Below are 14,606 nucleotides of genomic sequence, written 5' to 3'. Positions count from 1 at the left end.
GCATCATGCGGCCGGAAGCTGCTGCTTGACCAGTGCCACCCAGTAGGCCGCGCCCAGCGGCAGGATGTTGTCGTTGAAGTCGTAGTAGGGGTTGTGCACGTTCGGATCGTTCGGGCCCTCGCCCGCGCCGATGCCGATGTAGGCGCCCGGACGCTTCTGCAGCATGAAGGCAAAGTCCTCCGAGCCCATGGCCGGCGGGATGTCGGTCAGCACCTGTTCGCGCTCGACCAGGCTGGCGGCCGCGGCGATCGCCGCATCGGTCTCGGCCGGCGTGTTGACCACGCCCGGATAGCCGCGGCGGTAGTCGAGCGCGACCTTCGCGCCGTGGGTGGCGGCCACGCCCTCGCAGATCTGCTGCATCGCGGCCTGGGTCTTGTCCTGGATCGCGGCGTCGAGCGTGCGCACGGTGCCGCGCAGCACCACGGTCTCGGGGATCACGTTCCAGGTGTCGCCGCCATGGATCTGCGTGACGCTGACCACGGCCGAGTCGGTGGCGCCGGTGCGGCGGCTCACGATGGTCTGCAGCGCATTGATGAGCTGCGCGGCGACCACCACCGAGTCGATGCCGGTCTCGGGCATGGCGCCATGGCTGCCCTTGCCGGTGACCACGATCTCGAAGGTGTCGAGGTAGGCGGTCATGGTGCCCTTGCGGATCGCGAAGCGGCCGCGCGGCAGGCTCGGGAAGTTGTGCATGCCGTAGACGGCATCGGCGGGAAACCGGTCGAACAGGCCTTCCTCGACCATCACGCGGCCGCCGCCCTCGTTCTCCTCGGCCGGCTGGAACACGAAGTGCACCGTGCCCTTGAAGGGCTTGTGGCGCGACAGGTGCTCGGCCGCGCCCAGCAGCATCGCGGTGTGGCCGTCGTGGCCGCAGGCGTGCATCTTGCCCACGCACTTCGAGGCATGGGCCTGCGTGCCCAGCTCCTGCATGTTGAGCGCGTCGAGGTCGGCGCGCAGCGCGATGCTGGGGCCCTCGCCATTCGAAAGCGTGCCGACCACGCCGGTGCCGGCCAGGCCGCGGTGCACCGGCAGGCCCATCAGCATCAGCGCGTTGGCGACCACGTTGGCGGTGCGGTGCTCCTCGAACGCGGTCTCGGGATTGGCGTGGATGTCGCGGCGCCAGGCCTGCATGCGCGCGCGGGTGTCTTCGGCGATTTCGGGGTCGCGGTACATGGTGGGGTTCTCTCGGGGGGTCAGTGGAAGAATTCGGCGATCAGGGTAGCGCCGAGGAAGGTACCGGCCGTGGCGGTCAGCGACACCACCACGATGCGCCAGCCGAGCTGGCGGAACACCGGCAGGTCCTTCGCGACCGAGAAGCCGGCCAGCGCCAGCACCGGCGTGGTGAAGGCCAGGAAGTTGAGCTTGGCGGTGAGCGCGATCAGCGCGTCGGAGAACGGCAGCAGGCCCGGGATGCCCACCACCGTGGCCACCACCGACAGCACCAGCACCATCGGCAGCCGCGGCACCAGGCGCTTGAGACCCTCGACCGCCAGCGCGATCGCCACCACGGCCAGCATGCCCTCGAGCGAGACCAGCGGCGGCACCTTGTAGGTCAGCGAATTGCCGATCAGCACGCCGCCGCCCACCACGGCCCAGGCGATCAGCGTGTCGCGCAGCGGCAGCGCGCCGCCGTGCGCCACGCTGACCTGCGACATGGCGCCGGTGCCCGCATCGGGCGCGCCGCGCTTCGAGAAGCGGCCCAGCACCGGCTCGAGCTTGCCGTAGAGCCACGAGCACAGCGGCAGCGAGAGGAACAGCGTGAAGTAGAAGCCCGCGACGGTGGTCAGCAGGTTCGAGGCGGCGGCGATGGCCGTGAGCTGCGGCAGCATCTCGGCCGGCTGCTGCGCGGCGATGGCGCCCAGCGCGGCCGCCATCAGGCTGCCCGAGCCCACGCCGGCGCCCATGGCCAGCGAGCGCGGATCGAAGACGTGCAGGCTGGCGATGAAGCCCGCCAGCACCGCGATGAACAGCGCGCCCAGTACCGTGCCGGTGATGTATTCGGCCAGCACGCCGCGGCCCTCGGGCGAGGCCATGCCGTACTTCTCGCCGATGATCACGAGGTTGCCCTCGCGCCCCACCGAGAAGGTGGCGCCCACGGCCTCGCGCTTGATGCCCAGCAGCAGTGCCAGCGGCAGGCCCAGCGCCAGGGTGCCGAGCGCATGGCCGAACTCCTGGAACAGCAGCGCCCAGCCGGCCTGCTTGACCTGCGGCAGCGCGGCGCCGACCGTGAGGCCCAGCTTCACCACGAACAGCAGCAGGCCCGCGTTGAGCAGGCCGCCCGCGAAGGACTGCTCGGCGGTGGCGACGCGCGCCACGCCCGGCACGCGGCGGTGCGCGATGCCCCAGACCGCGGCGATCAGCAGCGCCCACAGCATCGGCAGCAGCGCCACCTTGCCCGGGCCGACGCTGAACTGCACCGGGCCGACCAGCTCGGCCGCGGCCACGATGGCCAGCGTGACGGCCGCGAGCTTGAGTTTTCCGGAAGCGCCGGAGGGCGCGGCCGTGACGGGAACGGAGGCGGCGGAGGTCATGGGTGGGGCGTCGGTCTGGAGCCGTGGGTGAAGCCTTTGCTGGCGGATGGCGGCGAGTTTCTCCATGTAGGCCTATTGCATCAATGACCGCAAATCGGGATATTCGATGCATTGAATGCAACACTCAGGAGACCGGGCGATGGACGACAGGCTCGACACGCGCCGCGTGCGCTACTTCATGCAGGTGCTCGACAGCGGCTCGGTGCGCGGCGCGGCCGACGTGCTCGACATGGACCCCTCGGCCGTCAGCCGCGCGATCGGCATCCTCGAGCAGGAGTGCGGCGTGCCGCTGCTCGAGCGGCATGGTCGCGGCGTGGTGCCCACCGACGCGGGCGAGATGCTGGCCGGCTACGTGCGCCGCCAGAACAGCCAGAAGCAGCACCTGATGGCGCAGATGGACAGCATCCGCAAGATCGAGCGCGGCCACATCGACATCGTGGTCGGCGAGGGCTATGTGGACTGGCTGATGCGCCACAGCCTGCGCGAGTTCATGACCACGCATCCGGGGATCACCGTCGACCTCGACGTGGCCAGCACCGACGAGATCGTGCGCCGCGTGGTCGAGGAGCGCGCCCACATCGGCATGCTGTTCCAGCCGCCGCGCGACGAGCGGCTGACCTCGCACCAGTCGCATCCGCAGCCGATCCAGGCGCTGGTGCTGCGCTCGCACCCGCTCGCGCAGCTGGGCCGCCCGCTCAAGCTCGCCGACCTGCTGCCCTACCCGGGCGCCACCCTGCACCGCAACTTCGGCGTGCGCCAGCACATCGAGGCGGCCGAGATCAGCGAGGGCGTGCGGCTGCCCTCGCTGCTGACCACCACCTCGTTCAGCGCGCTCGGCCATTTCGTCTCGGCCGGGCTCGGCTACACGCTGGGCACGCGGATCTCGCTGACGCCGAATGCCGACCATCCCGAGCTGATCGAGCTGCCGATGAAGAACCCGCTGCTGTCGCAGGGCCGCTCGCACATCGTGTCGCGCCACGGGCGCCTGCTGTCGCCGGCCGCGGCCGAGCTGCTGCGCTGCGTGGTGCGCGACATGAAGCACTACGCCGACACCGAGCCGCCCAAGGCCCGCAGGCCGGCACCACGCACGCGCGCGGCCGCCGCTTGAGGAAGGCGCGGGGAGATCGTTGCGCGCGGCGGGCATCGGTGGTCTGATCGCCCCCCATGTCCTACCTGCTCCCGCTCTTCGTCCACCTGCTGTGCGCCGCCTTCTGGGTCGGCGGCATGGCCCTCATGCACTTCGCGGTGCGCCCGGCCGCCGTCGCCACGCTCGAGCCGCCGCTGCGCCTGCGCATGATGGCCGCGACCTTGCGGCGCTTCTTCGTCGGGGTCGATGCCTCGGTCACGCTGCTGTTCGTGACGGGCGTGGCGATGATCCTGGCCACGGGCGGCTTCCGCGGCGTGCACTGGCGCGTCGAGGCGATGATGGGCCTCGCGATCGTGATGGCCGCGATCTACGTCTACATCCGCGCCTCGGTGTTCCGCGCGATGCGGCGCGCGGTCGACGACGGCGCCTGGCCGGTGGCCGCGGGCCGGCTCGACCTGGTGCGCAAGCTCGTGAGCCTGAACCTGGTGCTGGGCGTGGCGGTGTTCGCGGTGGCGGTGCTCGGGCGCGGCTAGGCGGCCGGGCCCTTGAGCTCGACGCCGTTGCCGTCGGGATCGCGCAGGTAGATCGAGGGCCCCGTGCCCTCGGCCCCGTAGTTGTTCTGCACCTCGCCGTCGACCTCGACGCCATGGCGCGCCATGCGCTCGCGGATCGCGGCCTCGTCGAAGGGCTCGATGCGCAGGCACAGGTGGTCGAGGTTGCGGCCCTCGCGGCCGGCCAGCGCGCCACCCGCGCGGCCCAGCTTGCCGTCGTGCGTGACGAGGTCGATCAGGCTCGCGCCCGCGCGCAGGTGCACCAGGCCGAGGTCGTCGCGCCGCTTGTCGACCGTGCAGCCGAGCACGCCGACATAGAAGGCGATGGCGCGCTCGGCATCGCGCACGCGCAGCACCAGGTGATCGATGCGCCGCAGCGCGAACGGCGCGGCATCGGAAGGATCGTGCGGGCGGGTCATGCCCGCCAGTGTGTCAGACCACGCCCGAGGCGCGCAATGCCTCGAAGCGCGCCGCGTCGATGCCCAGTTCGGCGAGCACCTCGCGCGTGTGCTGGCCCAGCGCGGGCGGCGCGCGGCGCAGCACCGGCGGCGTGGCCGACAGGCGCAGCGGGCTCGCCACGCCGGTGATGGCCGCGATGCCGTCGCCCGCGTCGCGCGGCAGCGTGACCGCCAGGCCGCGCGCCTTGACCTGCGCATCGTCGAAGGCCTGCGCGATGTCGTTGATCGGACCGCAGGGCACGGCCTTGTCCTCGAGCAGCGCGACCCAGTCGGCCGTGGTGCGCGTGCGCGTGAGCTCTTCCATCATCGGGATCAGCACGCCGCGGTGCTTCACGCGCAGCGTGTTGCTCGCGAAGCGCGCGTCGCTGGCCCAGCCGGGCTGGCCCGCGGCCTCGCAGAAGCGCGCGAACTGGCCGTTGTTGCCGATCGCCAGCAGCATCGCGCCGTCCAGCGTCGGGAAGTCCTGGTAGGGCGCGAGGCTCGGATGGGTGTTGCCCTGCCGCGCCGGCGCCTTGCCGGTGTTGAGGAAGGCGCTGGCCTGGTTGGCGAGGATCGCCATGCCCACGTCGAGCAGCGCCATGTCGATGTGCTGGCCTTCGCCGGTGCGGTGCCGCACCTGCAGCGCGGCGAGGATCGCGGTGCTCGCGTAGACGCCGGTGAAGATGTCGGTGAGCGCGACGCCCACGCGCAGCGGGCCGCCGCCGGGCTCGCCGTCGGGGCGGCCGGTGATGCTCATCATGCCGGTCATGGCCTGGATCATCAGGTCGTAGCCCGCGCGCTCGGCGTAGGGGCCGTCGTTGCCGAAGCCGGTGACGCTGCAGTAGATGAGCCGCGGGTTGGCGCGGCGCAGCGTCTCCTGGTCGAGGCCGTATTGCTTCAGGCCGCCGGTCTTGAAGTTCTCCACCACCACGTCGGCCTGCGCCGCCATCTGCCTGAGCAGCGCCTGGCCGTCGGGCGTGGCCATGTCGATGGTGACCGAGCGCTTGTTGCGGTTGCAGGCGGTGAAGTAGCTGGCCTGGTCGCTGTCGTTGCCGTTCGCGTCCTTCACGAAGGGCGGGCCCCAGGTGCGGGTGTCGTCGCCGACGCCGGGACGCTCGATCTTGACGACATCGGCGCCCAGGTCCGCGAGGATCTGCGTGCACCACGGGCCCGCGAGCACGCGGGACAGATCGAGAACCTTGATGCCGTCGAGGGCTGCTTGGGTCATGTCAGGGATGCGGGGGCAGAACGCAGAAGTCGCGAAGGTTGCGCAGAGGTCGCAGAAAGGAAACCCGAAAAATGTCTTCGGTTTTTTCCGCGACTTCTGCGTCTCTTTGGTATTCCTTCCGCGTTCGGCTGTCCGTTTTCAGTTGGCGAACGCGGCGATGCCCGTGATGGCACGGCCCAGGATCAGCGCATGGATGTCGTGCGTGCCTTCGTAGGTGTTCACGACCTCGAGGTTCACGAGGTGGCGCGCCACGCCGAACTCGTCGCTGATGCCGTTGCCGCCCATCATGTCGCGCGCCAGGCGGGCGATGTCGAGGGCCTTGCCGCAGTTGTTGCGCTTCATGATCGAGGTGATCTCGACCGCGGCCGTGCCTTCGTCCTTCATGCGGCCCAGGCGCAGGCTGCCCAGCAGGCCCAGCGAGATCTCGGTCTGCATGTCGGCCAGCTTCTTCTGGATCAGCTGGTTGGCGGCCAGCGGGCGGCCGAACTGCTTGCGGTCCAGCGTGTACTGGCGCGCGCGGTGCCAGCAGTCCTCGGCGGCGCCGAGCGCGCCCCACGAGATGCCGTAGCGGGCGCTGTTGAGGCAGGTGAACGGACCCTTGAGGCCCTGCACCTCGGGGAAGGCGTTCTCCTCGGGGCAGAACACGTTGTCCATCACGATCTCGCCGGTGATGCTGGCGCGCAGGCCGACCTTGCCGTGGATCGCCGGGGCGCTCAGGCCCTTCATGCCCTTCTCGAGCACGAAGCCGCGGATCGGGCCGACGGCGCCGCTCTCGCTGACTTCCTTGGCCCAGACCACGAACACGTCGGCGATCGGCGAGTTGCTGATCCACATCTTGCTGCCGGTGAGCGCGTAGCCGCCCGGCACCTTCTTGGCGCGCGTGGCCATGCTGCCGGGGTCGGAGCCGTGGTCGGGCTCGGTCAGGCCGAAGCAGCCGATCCATTCGCCGGTGGCGAGCTTGGGCAGGAACTTCTGCTTCTGGCCTTCGGTGCCGAATTCGAAGATCGGCACCATCACCAGCGAGCTCTGCACGCTGGCCATCGAGCGGTAGCCCGAATCGACGCGCTCGACCTCGCGCGCGATCAGGCCGTAGGCCACGTAGTTGAGGCCGGGACCGCCGTACTGCTCGGGGATCGTCGGGCCCAGCAGGCCCAGCGAACCCATTTCGCGGAAGATCGCCGGGTCGGTCTCGCCGGTGCGGAAGCCCTCGAGCACGCGCGGTGCCAGGCGCTCCTGGCAGTAGGCATTGGCCGCGTCGCGGATCATGCGCTCGTCGTCGGTGAGCTGCTGGTCGAGCAGGAAGGGGTCGTCCCAGTGGAAGGAAGCTTTGGCGGCCATGCGGCTGTCTCCGGAAAAGGGGAAAAGAGGGGGATCGGGCGATCCTAGCGAGGCAGGGGGCGCGGCGCAAACGATGAATCCTCACCCAGATATGCGGATCCAGAATGTCTTGGGTACTGCCGAAGCCGTGCTTTCATTGATGAAAGCCCTGCGCCAGTCATACACTCGCGGCATACATGCGCCGCAAGATCCCGCCCCTGCAGACCCTCGTGTGCTTCGACGCGGCCGCGCGCCACGAGAGCTACACGCGCGCCGCGCAGGAACTCGCGCTCACCCAGAGCGCGGTGTCGCGCCAGATCGGCACCCTCGAGGCCTTCCTCGGCGTGGTGCTGTTCCGCCGCACGCGCCATGGCGTGGCGCTGACCGCGAGCGGCGCGGCCTATGCGCGGCAGACCGCCAAGCGGCTCGAGGCGATGGAGCGCGACACGCTCGACGCGATGGCGCACCAGGGCGAGGGCGGCTCGCTGTCGCTGGCGGCCGTGCCCACCTTCGCCACGCGCTGGCTGATGCCGCGGCTCAAGGGCTTCGCGGCGCTGCAGCCCGACGTGGTGGTGCATATCGAGACGCGCACCCGGCCCTTCCTGTTCGCCGACGCGGAGTTCGACGCCGCGCTCTACGCGGGCACGGTGGCGCAGGTGCAGAACTGGGCCGGCACGCACGCGCTGCCGCTGATGCAGGAGGACGTGGTGCCGGTCTGCAGCCCCGCGCTGCTGCCGCGCGGCAAGCCGGTCTCGCCCACGGCCATCGCGCACATGCCGCTGCTGCAGCAGAGCACGCGGCCCGACGGCTGGCGCCAGTGGTTCGATGCGCAGCAGGTCGACGCCCCCAATGCGCGCGGCGGCCCGCGCTACGAGCTGTTCTCGATCCTGGCCGCGGCCGCCTCGCAGGGCCTGGGCGTGGCGCTGATGCCGACCATGCTGGTGGCCGACGAGCTCGCGCGCGGCGAGCTGGTGGTGGCCTGCCCGCGGCCGCTCGCGGGCGAGCGCGCCTACTACCTCGTGACGCCCGAGCGCGCCGACCAGCGGCCGCTGCTGAAGTTCTTCAGCGACTGGCTGCTCGCGCAGGCCCGCGAGGGTTGAAGCCCATGCCGCGCGACAGCCGGTCCGAGTACGAGTGGCGCATGCACAAGGTGGTGACGCACATCGACGACCACCTCGAGCAGCCGCTCGACCTCGCGGAGCTGGCCGACGTCGCGCATTTCTCGGCCTTCCATTTCCACCGCCTGTTCGCGGCCTGGGCCGGCGAGACGCTGGGCGACTACGTGCGCCGGCGCCGGCTCGAGGTCGCCGCGCTGCGGCTCGCGACGCAGCCGCGGCTGTCGGTGCTCGAGGCCGCGGTGTCGGTCGGCTTCGGCTCGGGCGAGGCCTTCTCGCGCGCCTTCCGCGCCCGCTTCGGCAGCGCGCCCAGCAGCTGGCGCGCGGCCCACGACTGGTCGCTGCTGCCCGAGGCGAACAGCAATCCCGATCAGATCGAACGGCACGGCTTCACGAAGAATGGGCCCGGTCCGCGCCGCGATCCCGACGGCGCCGCTTCCCCGGAGCCCTCCATGAACGTCGAACTGATCATCCGCCCGCCCGTCACCATCGCCTACCTGCGCTACGTCGGCCCCTTCGGCGCGCCCGTGGGCGCGTTCTGGGGCGAGCAGGTGGCGCCCTGGATCACCCGGCACCGGCTGTGGTCGGGCGCGCGCTACGGCATCAGCCACGACGACCCGAGCATCACGCCGCCCGAGCAGTCGCGCTACGACGCCTGCGTGGAGGTGCCCGAAGACTTCGTGCCCGACGCCGGCTTCCAGAAGACCGTGCTGCCGGGCGGGCGCTATGCGGCGCTTCGCTTCCACGGCCTGCCGGCCGAGATCAACACGGCCTGGACCCGCCTCTTGCGCGACTGGCTGCCGGGCAGCGGCTTCCAGTTCGACAACCGGCCGGCCTTCGAGCACTACGCGGCGAGCTACGCCTACGACGACAACACGCATGCCTTCGAGTGCGACATCTGCATTCCGATCGCGCCGCTCTGAGCGCGGCCTGAAAGCCGCGTCCGAAAACGGCGAGCCCGCGCCCGCCGGCCGCGCCACACTCGCCCCATGCCTTCTCCCGCTTCCGTGATCGATGCGCTCGACTGGCCCCGCATCGAAGCCGACCTCGCCGCGCGCGGCTGCGCCACCACCGGCCGCCTGCTCGGTCCGCGCCAGTGCGCGGCGCTGGCCGCGATGTACGACGAACCACAACATTTCCGCAGCCGCGTGGTGATGCAGCGCCATGGCTTCGGCCAGGGCGAGTACCAGTACCTCGCCTATCCGCTGCCCGAGCCAGTCGCGGCATGGCGCGCCGCGCTCTACGAACGGCTCGCGCCGCTGGCCAACGCCTGGGCCGGGGCGATGGGGCTGCCGGCGGACTATCCCGCCGCGCACGCGGACTACCTCGCGCGCTGCCACGCGGCCGGCCAGCAGCGGCCGACGCCGCTGCTGCTGCGTTACGACGAGAGCGACTACAACTGCCTGCACCAGGACCTGTACGGCGAACTGCAGTTCCCGCTGCAGCTCACGGTGCTCCTGAGCCGGCCCGGCGAGGACTTCACGGGCGGCGAGTTCGTGCTGACCGAGCAGCGCCCGCGCATGCAGTCGCGCGCCGAGGTGGTGCCGCTCGCGCAGGGCGAGGCCGTGATCTTCGCGGTCAACCAGCGGCCCGTGGCGGGCACGCGCGGCAGCTACCGCGTGACGATGCGCCATGGCGTGAGCCGCGTGCGCTCGGGCCGGCGCCAGACGCTGGGCCTGATCTTTCACGACGCGCAGTAGGCACGCCGAATCTCCGACTGTCCCGGCACAGCTTTCGCCCACTTCGAGGCAGTGGAGCGAGAATCCGCCCCGCATCCGGCACTCGCCAGCATTTCCGACGCACTGATCGGACAGCGAGACCGCCGGCTGCCGATCCGTGGCCCTCCGGCCGCGGATGCGCTTGGGCAGACAGGGAGCAGTATGAACAGATATCCGTCCGGCGCGCCGGACCCGGCCGCGCGGCCGTCTTCCGAAGTGGCCGCGTCTGTCACACGGCCATGGGCCTTCGGCTTCGCCTCGAACCCGGCGCCTTCGCGGCGCCGCACCCGTCACTTCCGGGTCGACGTGGGCACCATCGTGAGCGTGGTCGCGCTCACGCAGTCGCTGCTGCTGGTCTCGCTCGGCTACTGGGGTTCGCAGCGTCTGGTCTCGCGCATCGGGGTGTCGGCCCACAAGTCGAACCACGACCGCACCGAGGACAAGGTGAACGCCTTCCTCTCGAAGGCCGAGTCGGTGGTCGGCGCGGTCGCCGGCACGCCGAGCCTGCGGCCCGCGGGCGAACAGGGCGAATGGACGGCCGAGATGCTCTGGACCATGCTGCAGCAGTCGCCCGAGCTCGACAGCCTCTACGTCGCGAACGACGAGGGCCAGATGCTGATGGCGCTGCGCTATCCCGCGCCGGCGATCCGCCACATCGCACCCGAGCGCGGCACCACCACCGAGACCTGGCAGTACAAGCGCCCGCTCGAGGTCGATGCCGAGCCGCAGCAGCGCTACCAGACGATCCGCCTCGAGGCCTTCCAGAGCGACTACGACCCGCGCACGCGCAGCTGGTATATCGGGGCCCGCGCGGCCAAGGGACCGGTGTGGACGCAGCCCTACGTCTTCGCGGCCGCGCAGGAACTCGGCGTGACCTACGCGCTGCCGAGCCGGCGCCGCTATGCCGACGGCAATCCGCAGGCGCTGGTGGTGGCCGGCGACGTGTCGCTGGGCCGGCTCTCGGACTTCGTGCGCCAGTTCAGCAGCAGCGGCTTCGGCGGCAGCGCGCTGCTGTCGGCCGACCACCGCGTGCTCGCGCGCAGCGACATGCCGGGCGTGCGCCACCAGCTCGAGGCACCCACGGGCGTGCTCGGCGAACTGCACCAGCACATGGTGGACGACGGCACCGCGGGCCACGCGGCCGATACCGCGTTCTCGTTCCGCCACGAAGGGCGACGCTACCTGGCGCAGACCTCGCGCATCGAGATCACCGGTTGGGAACTGGTGAGCTGGGTGCCCGAGGACGCGCTGCTCGGCGACCTGCGCCGCGCGGTGCTGTGGTCGATGCTGCTGGTGCTGGGCTTCCTCGCGGTGGCGCTCGCAATCTCGCTGCGGCTGTCGAAGCTGGTGACGGCGCCGGTCGAGAACCTGTCGCGCATCGCGCGCCGCATCGGCATGCTCGAGCTCGACAGCCTGCCGCGCGAGCCGAGCCGGGTGCTCGAGATCCAGCACCTGGACCAGGCGCTCGACGAGTCGGCGCGCAGCCTCAAGGCCTTCAGCAAGTTCGTGCCGGTGGACGTGATCAACCAGCTCATCGCGCAGGGCCATGCGCTCGCGCCCAACGGCTCGCCGCGCCGCGTGACGGTGATGTTCACGGACGTGGAGGGCTTCACGAGCATCTCCGAGTCGATGCCGCCGGCCGTGCTGGTGGGCCAGCTCACGGACTACTTCAACCTCGCGGCGCGCGTGTTCGCGCGCCATGGCGGCGTGATCGACAAGTTCATCGGCGACGGGATCATGGTGCTGTGGGGCGCGCCCGCCGACCTGCCCGATGCCGAGTACAAGGCCTGCCTCGCGGCGCTCGAGCTGCAGGCCGAGATGCGCGCGCTCAACCGCCAGTGGCACAGCCAGGCGCTGCCCGAGTTCCGCACCCGCGTGGGCATCCACACCGGCATGGTGATCGCGGGCGTGCTGGGCTCGAACGACCGGCTGTCGTACACGGCCTTCGGCGACGTGATCAACGTGGCGAGCCGCATCGAGGGCATCAACAAGCAGCTCGGCACGCAGCTGCTGGTGTCGGAAGTGACCCATGCCGGGATCAAGGGCCGGCTGGCGACGCGCCGCGTCGAGGAGCAGGTGGAGCTGCGCGGCCGGCAGACGAAGATGGTGCTCTACGAACTGCTGGCCTGAAGCTCAGCGCGGCGGCGGCGCGGGCGTGACGCGCACCAGCACCAGGTCCGCGCGCGTGCCCTGGCCCTGCGTGAGCACGCTGTACTGCATGTCGTTGATGAACAGCAGCTGCTCGCCGCGCACGATGCGCGCCGCCACGGCGTAGCGCATGCGCGGATCGATGCGCGCCGCGTCGACCTGCAGCGTGTAGGCGAACGGCGGCTGGCGGCCATCGGCGCGGATGCGCTGCTCGGCCAGCACGACCGAGGGCGCGTCCATGCGCGAGACGTCGAGCAGCTGCACGCGCACCTCGGCGGCGGGATCGAGCGCGATGCGCTCGCGGTAGCTCACGGTGCCGCTCACGACGAGCGGCGCAGCCGAGGCGGCGGGCGCCGACGGGGAGGAGGCCGCGCAGGCACTCAGGAGCGCGGCGCCGGCCACACCGGTGGCGATCGCGAGAAGGAATACGTTGCGTCTGGAAAGCATCGCGCCATCATACGGACGCGCGCTGCGCCGCGAAGGCCACGTACCAGTCGAGGCTGCCGGGGTTGGCCATCGCCTCGCGGTTCACCACCTTCTCGATCGGCTGGCCCAGCAGCAGCTTCTTGATCGGCAGCTCCTGCTTCTTGCCCGAGAGCGTGCGCGGGATCTCGGCCACCTGGAAGATGTCGTTGGGCACGAAGCGCGGCGACAGCGAGGTCTTGATCGCATGGTTGAGCCGCGCGCGCACCGCATCGTCGAGCGCGACGCCGGGGCGCAGCACCACGAACAACGGCATGTAGCTCTCGCGGCCCAGGTACTCGAGGTCGACCACCATCGAGTCGAGCACCTCGGGCAGTCCCTCGACCGCGCTGTAGATCTCGCTGGTGCCCATGCGCAGGCCCTGGCGGTTGATGGTGGCATCGCTGCGGCCGTAGATGATGCAGCCGCCGTCGTTGCCGATCCGGATCCAGTCGCCGTGGCGCCAGACGCCGGGGTAGGTGTCGAAGTAGCTCGAGACGTAGCGCGCATTGCCCTCGTCGCCCCAGAAGTAGAGCGGCATCGACGGGATGGGCTGGGTGCAGACCAGCTCGCCGACCTCGCCGATCACCGGCTGGCCCTGCTCGTTCCAGGCCTCGACCGCATGGCCGAGCTCGCGGCACTGCATCTGGCCCGGCACCTCGGGCAGCTCGCGGTGGCCGCCGACGAAGGCGCCGCAGAAATCGGTGCCGCCCGAGATGTTGCACCACCACACGTCCTTCGAGCCCGCGTCGAGCAGCTGCTGCGTGCCCCAGCGCTGCACCTCCTCGGGCAGCGGCGAACCGGTGCTGCCGAGCGCGCGCACGCGCGAGAGGTCGCCGCAGTCCTTCGCGACCAGCCCGGCCTTCATGCAGTTGCTGAAGTAGGCCGCGCCCGCGCCGAAGAAGGTGACCTCGTGCCGCGCGACGAAGCGCCACAGCACGCCCCAGTCGGGCTTCTCCTTGCTGCCGGCCGGGTTGCCGTCGTAGATGCAGATGGTGGCGCCGAAGGCCATGCCCGAGAGCTGCGAGTTCCACATGACCCAGCCGGTGGAGCTGTACCAGTGGTAGCGCTCGCCGAAGTTGTTGGCGCCGTAGCTCGCGCCCACGTCGTTGTGCAGGCCGCAGGCATGCATGGTGAGGATGATGCCGCCCTGGCCGTGCACGATGGGCTTGGGCAGGCCGGTGGTGCCGCTCGAGTAGACGATCCAGATCGGATGGTCGAAGGGCAGCGATTCGGGTTCGAAGGCCGCGACTTCGGCGTCGTCGCGCGCGGTGGCCCGGGCCCAGTCGACGTCGTGCGCCACCTGGCCCGCGGCGTGGGGCGAAGGCACGAGCAGCAGCCGGCGCACGCTCGGCAGCTGGTCGCGCAGTTCCTGCAGCACGGCGCTGCGGTCGAGCGGCTTGCCGCCGTAGTGCACGCCGTCGACCGCGATCAGCAGGGTGGGCTCGATCTGGCGGAAGCGGTCGGCCACGGCGGCCGTGCCCATGTCGGGCGCGCACACGCTCCAGATCGCACCGATGCTCGAGCAGGCCAGGAAGGCCACCATGGTCTCGGGCACGTTGGGCATGTAGGCCGCGACGCGGTCGCCGCGCTTCACGCCGAGCGACTTCAGCGTGAGCGCGACCGACGCGACCTGGCGCCGCATCTCGGGCCACGACAGCTCGCGCACCTCGCCGCGCTCGTTGTCGCTGACGATCGCGGGCATGCCGGCCGCGTGGGCCGCGTCGACATGGCGCAACACCTCGCGGGCATAGTTGACCTGGGCGCCGGGGAACCAGCGCGCGCCCGGCATGCGCGACTCGGCGAGCACGGCCGTGTGCGGCGTGGGCGACTCGATGCGGGCGTAGTCCCAGATGCTCTGCCAGAAGGCATCGAGCTCGGTGACGGACCAGCGCCACAAGGCGTCGTAGTTGTCGAAGGCGAGGCCGCGCGTCTCGCGCAGCCAGTCTTGATAGAGGCGGATCTGGGGAATGTTGGGAGCGGGCATGGACCGAGCGTAGCGCCGTGACGGA

13 protein-coding genes are annotated in these 14,606 nt (G+C 70.8%); 6 read left to right on the top strand and 7 right to left on the bottom strand.

All coding sequences use genetic code 11. The features are described 5' to 3' along the window. Nucleotides 1-3 precede the first annotated feature (3 nt). Nucleotides 4-1,173: a M20 aminoacylase family protein gene (locus R0232_RS00715; protein WP_203203598.1), complete on the bottom strand. Its 1,170-nt coding sequence runs from the start codon at nucleotides 1,171-1,173 to the stop codon at nucleotides 4-6. Nucleotides 1,174-1,193: 20 nt separating this feature from the next. After that, on the bottom strand, nucleotides 1,194-2,531 hold the full coding sequence (locus R0232_RS00710) for a DUF3100 domain-containing protein (RefSeq protein WP_431510946.1): 1,338 nt from the start codon (nucleotides 2,529-2,531) through the stop codon (nucleotides 1,194-1,196). A gap of 139 nt (nucleotides 2,532-2,670) precedes the next feature. Here R0232_RS00710 and R0232_RS00705 point away from each other — a divergent pair, with 139 nt between their 5' ends. Both R0232_RS00705 and R0232_RS00700 read left to right on the top strand, forming a co-directional pair. Continuing rightward, nucleotides 2,671-3,639, top strand: a complete 969-nt coding sequence (locus R0232_RS00705) for a LysR family transcriptional regulator (RefSeq protein ID WP_431510945.1) — start codon at nucleotides 2,671-2,673, stop codon at nucleotides 3,637-3,639. A gap of 56 nt (nucleotides 3,640-3,695) precedes the next feature. After that, a complete protein-coding gene (locus R0232_RS00700; RefSeq protein WP_093343774.1) occupies nucleotides 3,696-4,151 on the top strand; it encodes a CopD family protein in 456 nt (151 codons plus the stop codon). Here R0232_RS00700 and R0232_RS00695 read toward each other — a convergent pair. The 3 genes from R0232_RS00695 to R0232_RS00685 all read right to left on the bottom strand — a co-directional run bounded on the left by R0232_RS00695 (nucleotide 4,148) and on the right by R0232_RS00685 (nucleotide 7,172). Then, nucleotides 4,148-4,588 (bottom strand): VOC family protein, encoded by a 441-nt coding sequence (locus R0232_RS00695; protein ID WP_431510944.1) that lies wholly within the window; start codon nucleotides 4,586-4,588, stop codon nucleotides 4,148-4,150. The genes R0232_RS00700 and R0232_RS00695 overlap by 4 nt on opposite strands. Nucleotides 4,589-4,601: 13 nt before the next feature. Next, nucleotides 4,602-5,834 (bottom strand): CaiB/BaiF CoA transferase family protein, encoded by a 1,233-nt coding sequence (locus R0232_RS00690; RefSeq protein ID WP_431510943.1) that lies wholly within the window; start codon nucleotides 5,832-5,834, stop codon nucleotides 4,602-4,604. A gap of 138 nt (nucleotides 5,835-5,972) precedes the next feature. Then, on the bottom strand, nucleotides 5,973-7,172 hold the full coding sequence (locus R0232_RS00685) for an acyl-CoA dehydrogenase (protein WP_057592354.1): 1,200 nt from the start codon (nucleotides 7,170-7,172) through the stop codon (nucleotides 5,973-5,975). A gap of 176 nt (nucleotides 7,173-7,348) precedes the next feature. Here R0232_RS00685 and R0232_RS00680 point away from each other — a divergent pair, with 176 nt between their 5' ends. The 4 genes from R0232_RS00680 to R0232_RS00665 all read left to right on the top strand — a co-directional run bounded on the left by R0232_RS00680 (nucleotide 7,349) and on the right by R0232_RS00665 (nucleotide 12,114). Further along, nucleotides 7,349-8,251 carry a LysR substrate-binding domain-containing protein gene (locus R0232_RS00680; RefSeq protein ID WP_431510942.1) on the top strand — a complete coding sequence of 301 codons (903 nt, stop codon included), beginning with the start codon at nucleotides 7,349-7,351 and terminating at the stop codon, nucleotides 8,249-8,251. 5 nt (nucleotides 8,252-8,256) lie between these two features. Beyond that, entirely contained in the window at nucleotides 8,257-9,189 is a 933-nt protein-coding gene (locus R0232_RS00675) for an AraC family transcriptional regulator (protein ID WP_431510941.1), read from the top strand. Nucleotides 9,190-9,255: 66 nt separating this feature from the next. Next, nucleotides 9,256-9,966 (top strand): 2OG-Fe(II) oxygenase, encoded by a 711-nt coding sequence (locus R0232_RS00670; protein ID WP_431510940.1) that lies wholly within the window; start codon nucleotides 9,256-9,258, stop codon nucleotides 9,964-9,966. Nucleotides 9,967-10,146: 180 nt separating this feature from the next. After that, nucleotides 10,147-12,114, top strand: a complete 1,968-nt coding sequence (locus tag R0232_RS00665) for an adenylate/guanylate cyclase domain-containing protein (RefSeq protein WP_431510939.1) — start codon at nucleotides 10,147-10,149, stop codon at nucleotides 12,112-12,114. Nucleotides 12,115-12,117: 3 nt separating this feature from the next. Here R0232_RS00665 and R0232_RS00660 read toward each other — a convergent pair whose 3' ends face one another. Continuing rightward, the gene (locus tag R0232_RS00660; protein ID WP_431510938.1) at nucleotides 12,118-12,579 is read right to left on the bottom strand and encodes a YbaY family lipoprotein; all 462 of its coding nucleotides are present in this window, start codon (nucleotides 12,577-12,579) and stop codon (nucleotides 12,118-12,120) included. 7 nt (nucleotides 12,580-12,586) lie between these two features. Further along, nucleotides 12,587-14,581: an acetoacetate--CoA ligase gene (locus tag R0232_RS00655; RefSeq protein WP_431510937.1), complete on the bottom strand. Its 1,995-nt coding sequence runs from the start codon at nucleotides 14,579-14,581 to the stop codon at nucleotides 12,587-12,589. Between the last annotated feature and the right edge of the window lie 25 nt (nucleotides 14,582-14,606).

The organism is Variovorax sp. DAIF25 (assembly GCF_050711835.1).
GTDB lineage: Bacteria > Pseudomonadota > Gammaproteobacteria > Burkholderiales > Burkholderiaceae_C > Variovorax.
The sequence above is the reverse complement of the archived record's forward strand: the minus strand, read 5'-3'. Positions and strand labels throughout refer to the sequence as shown.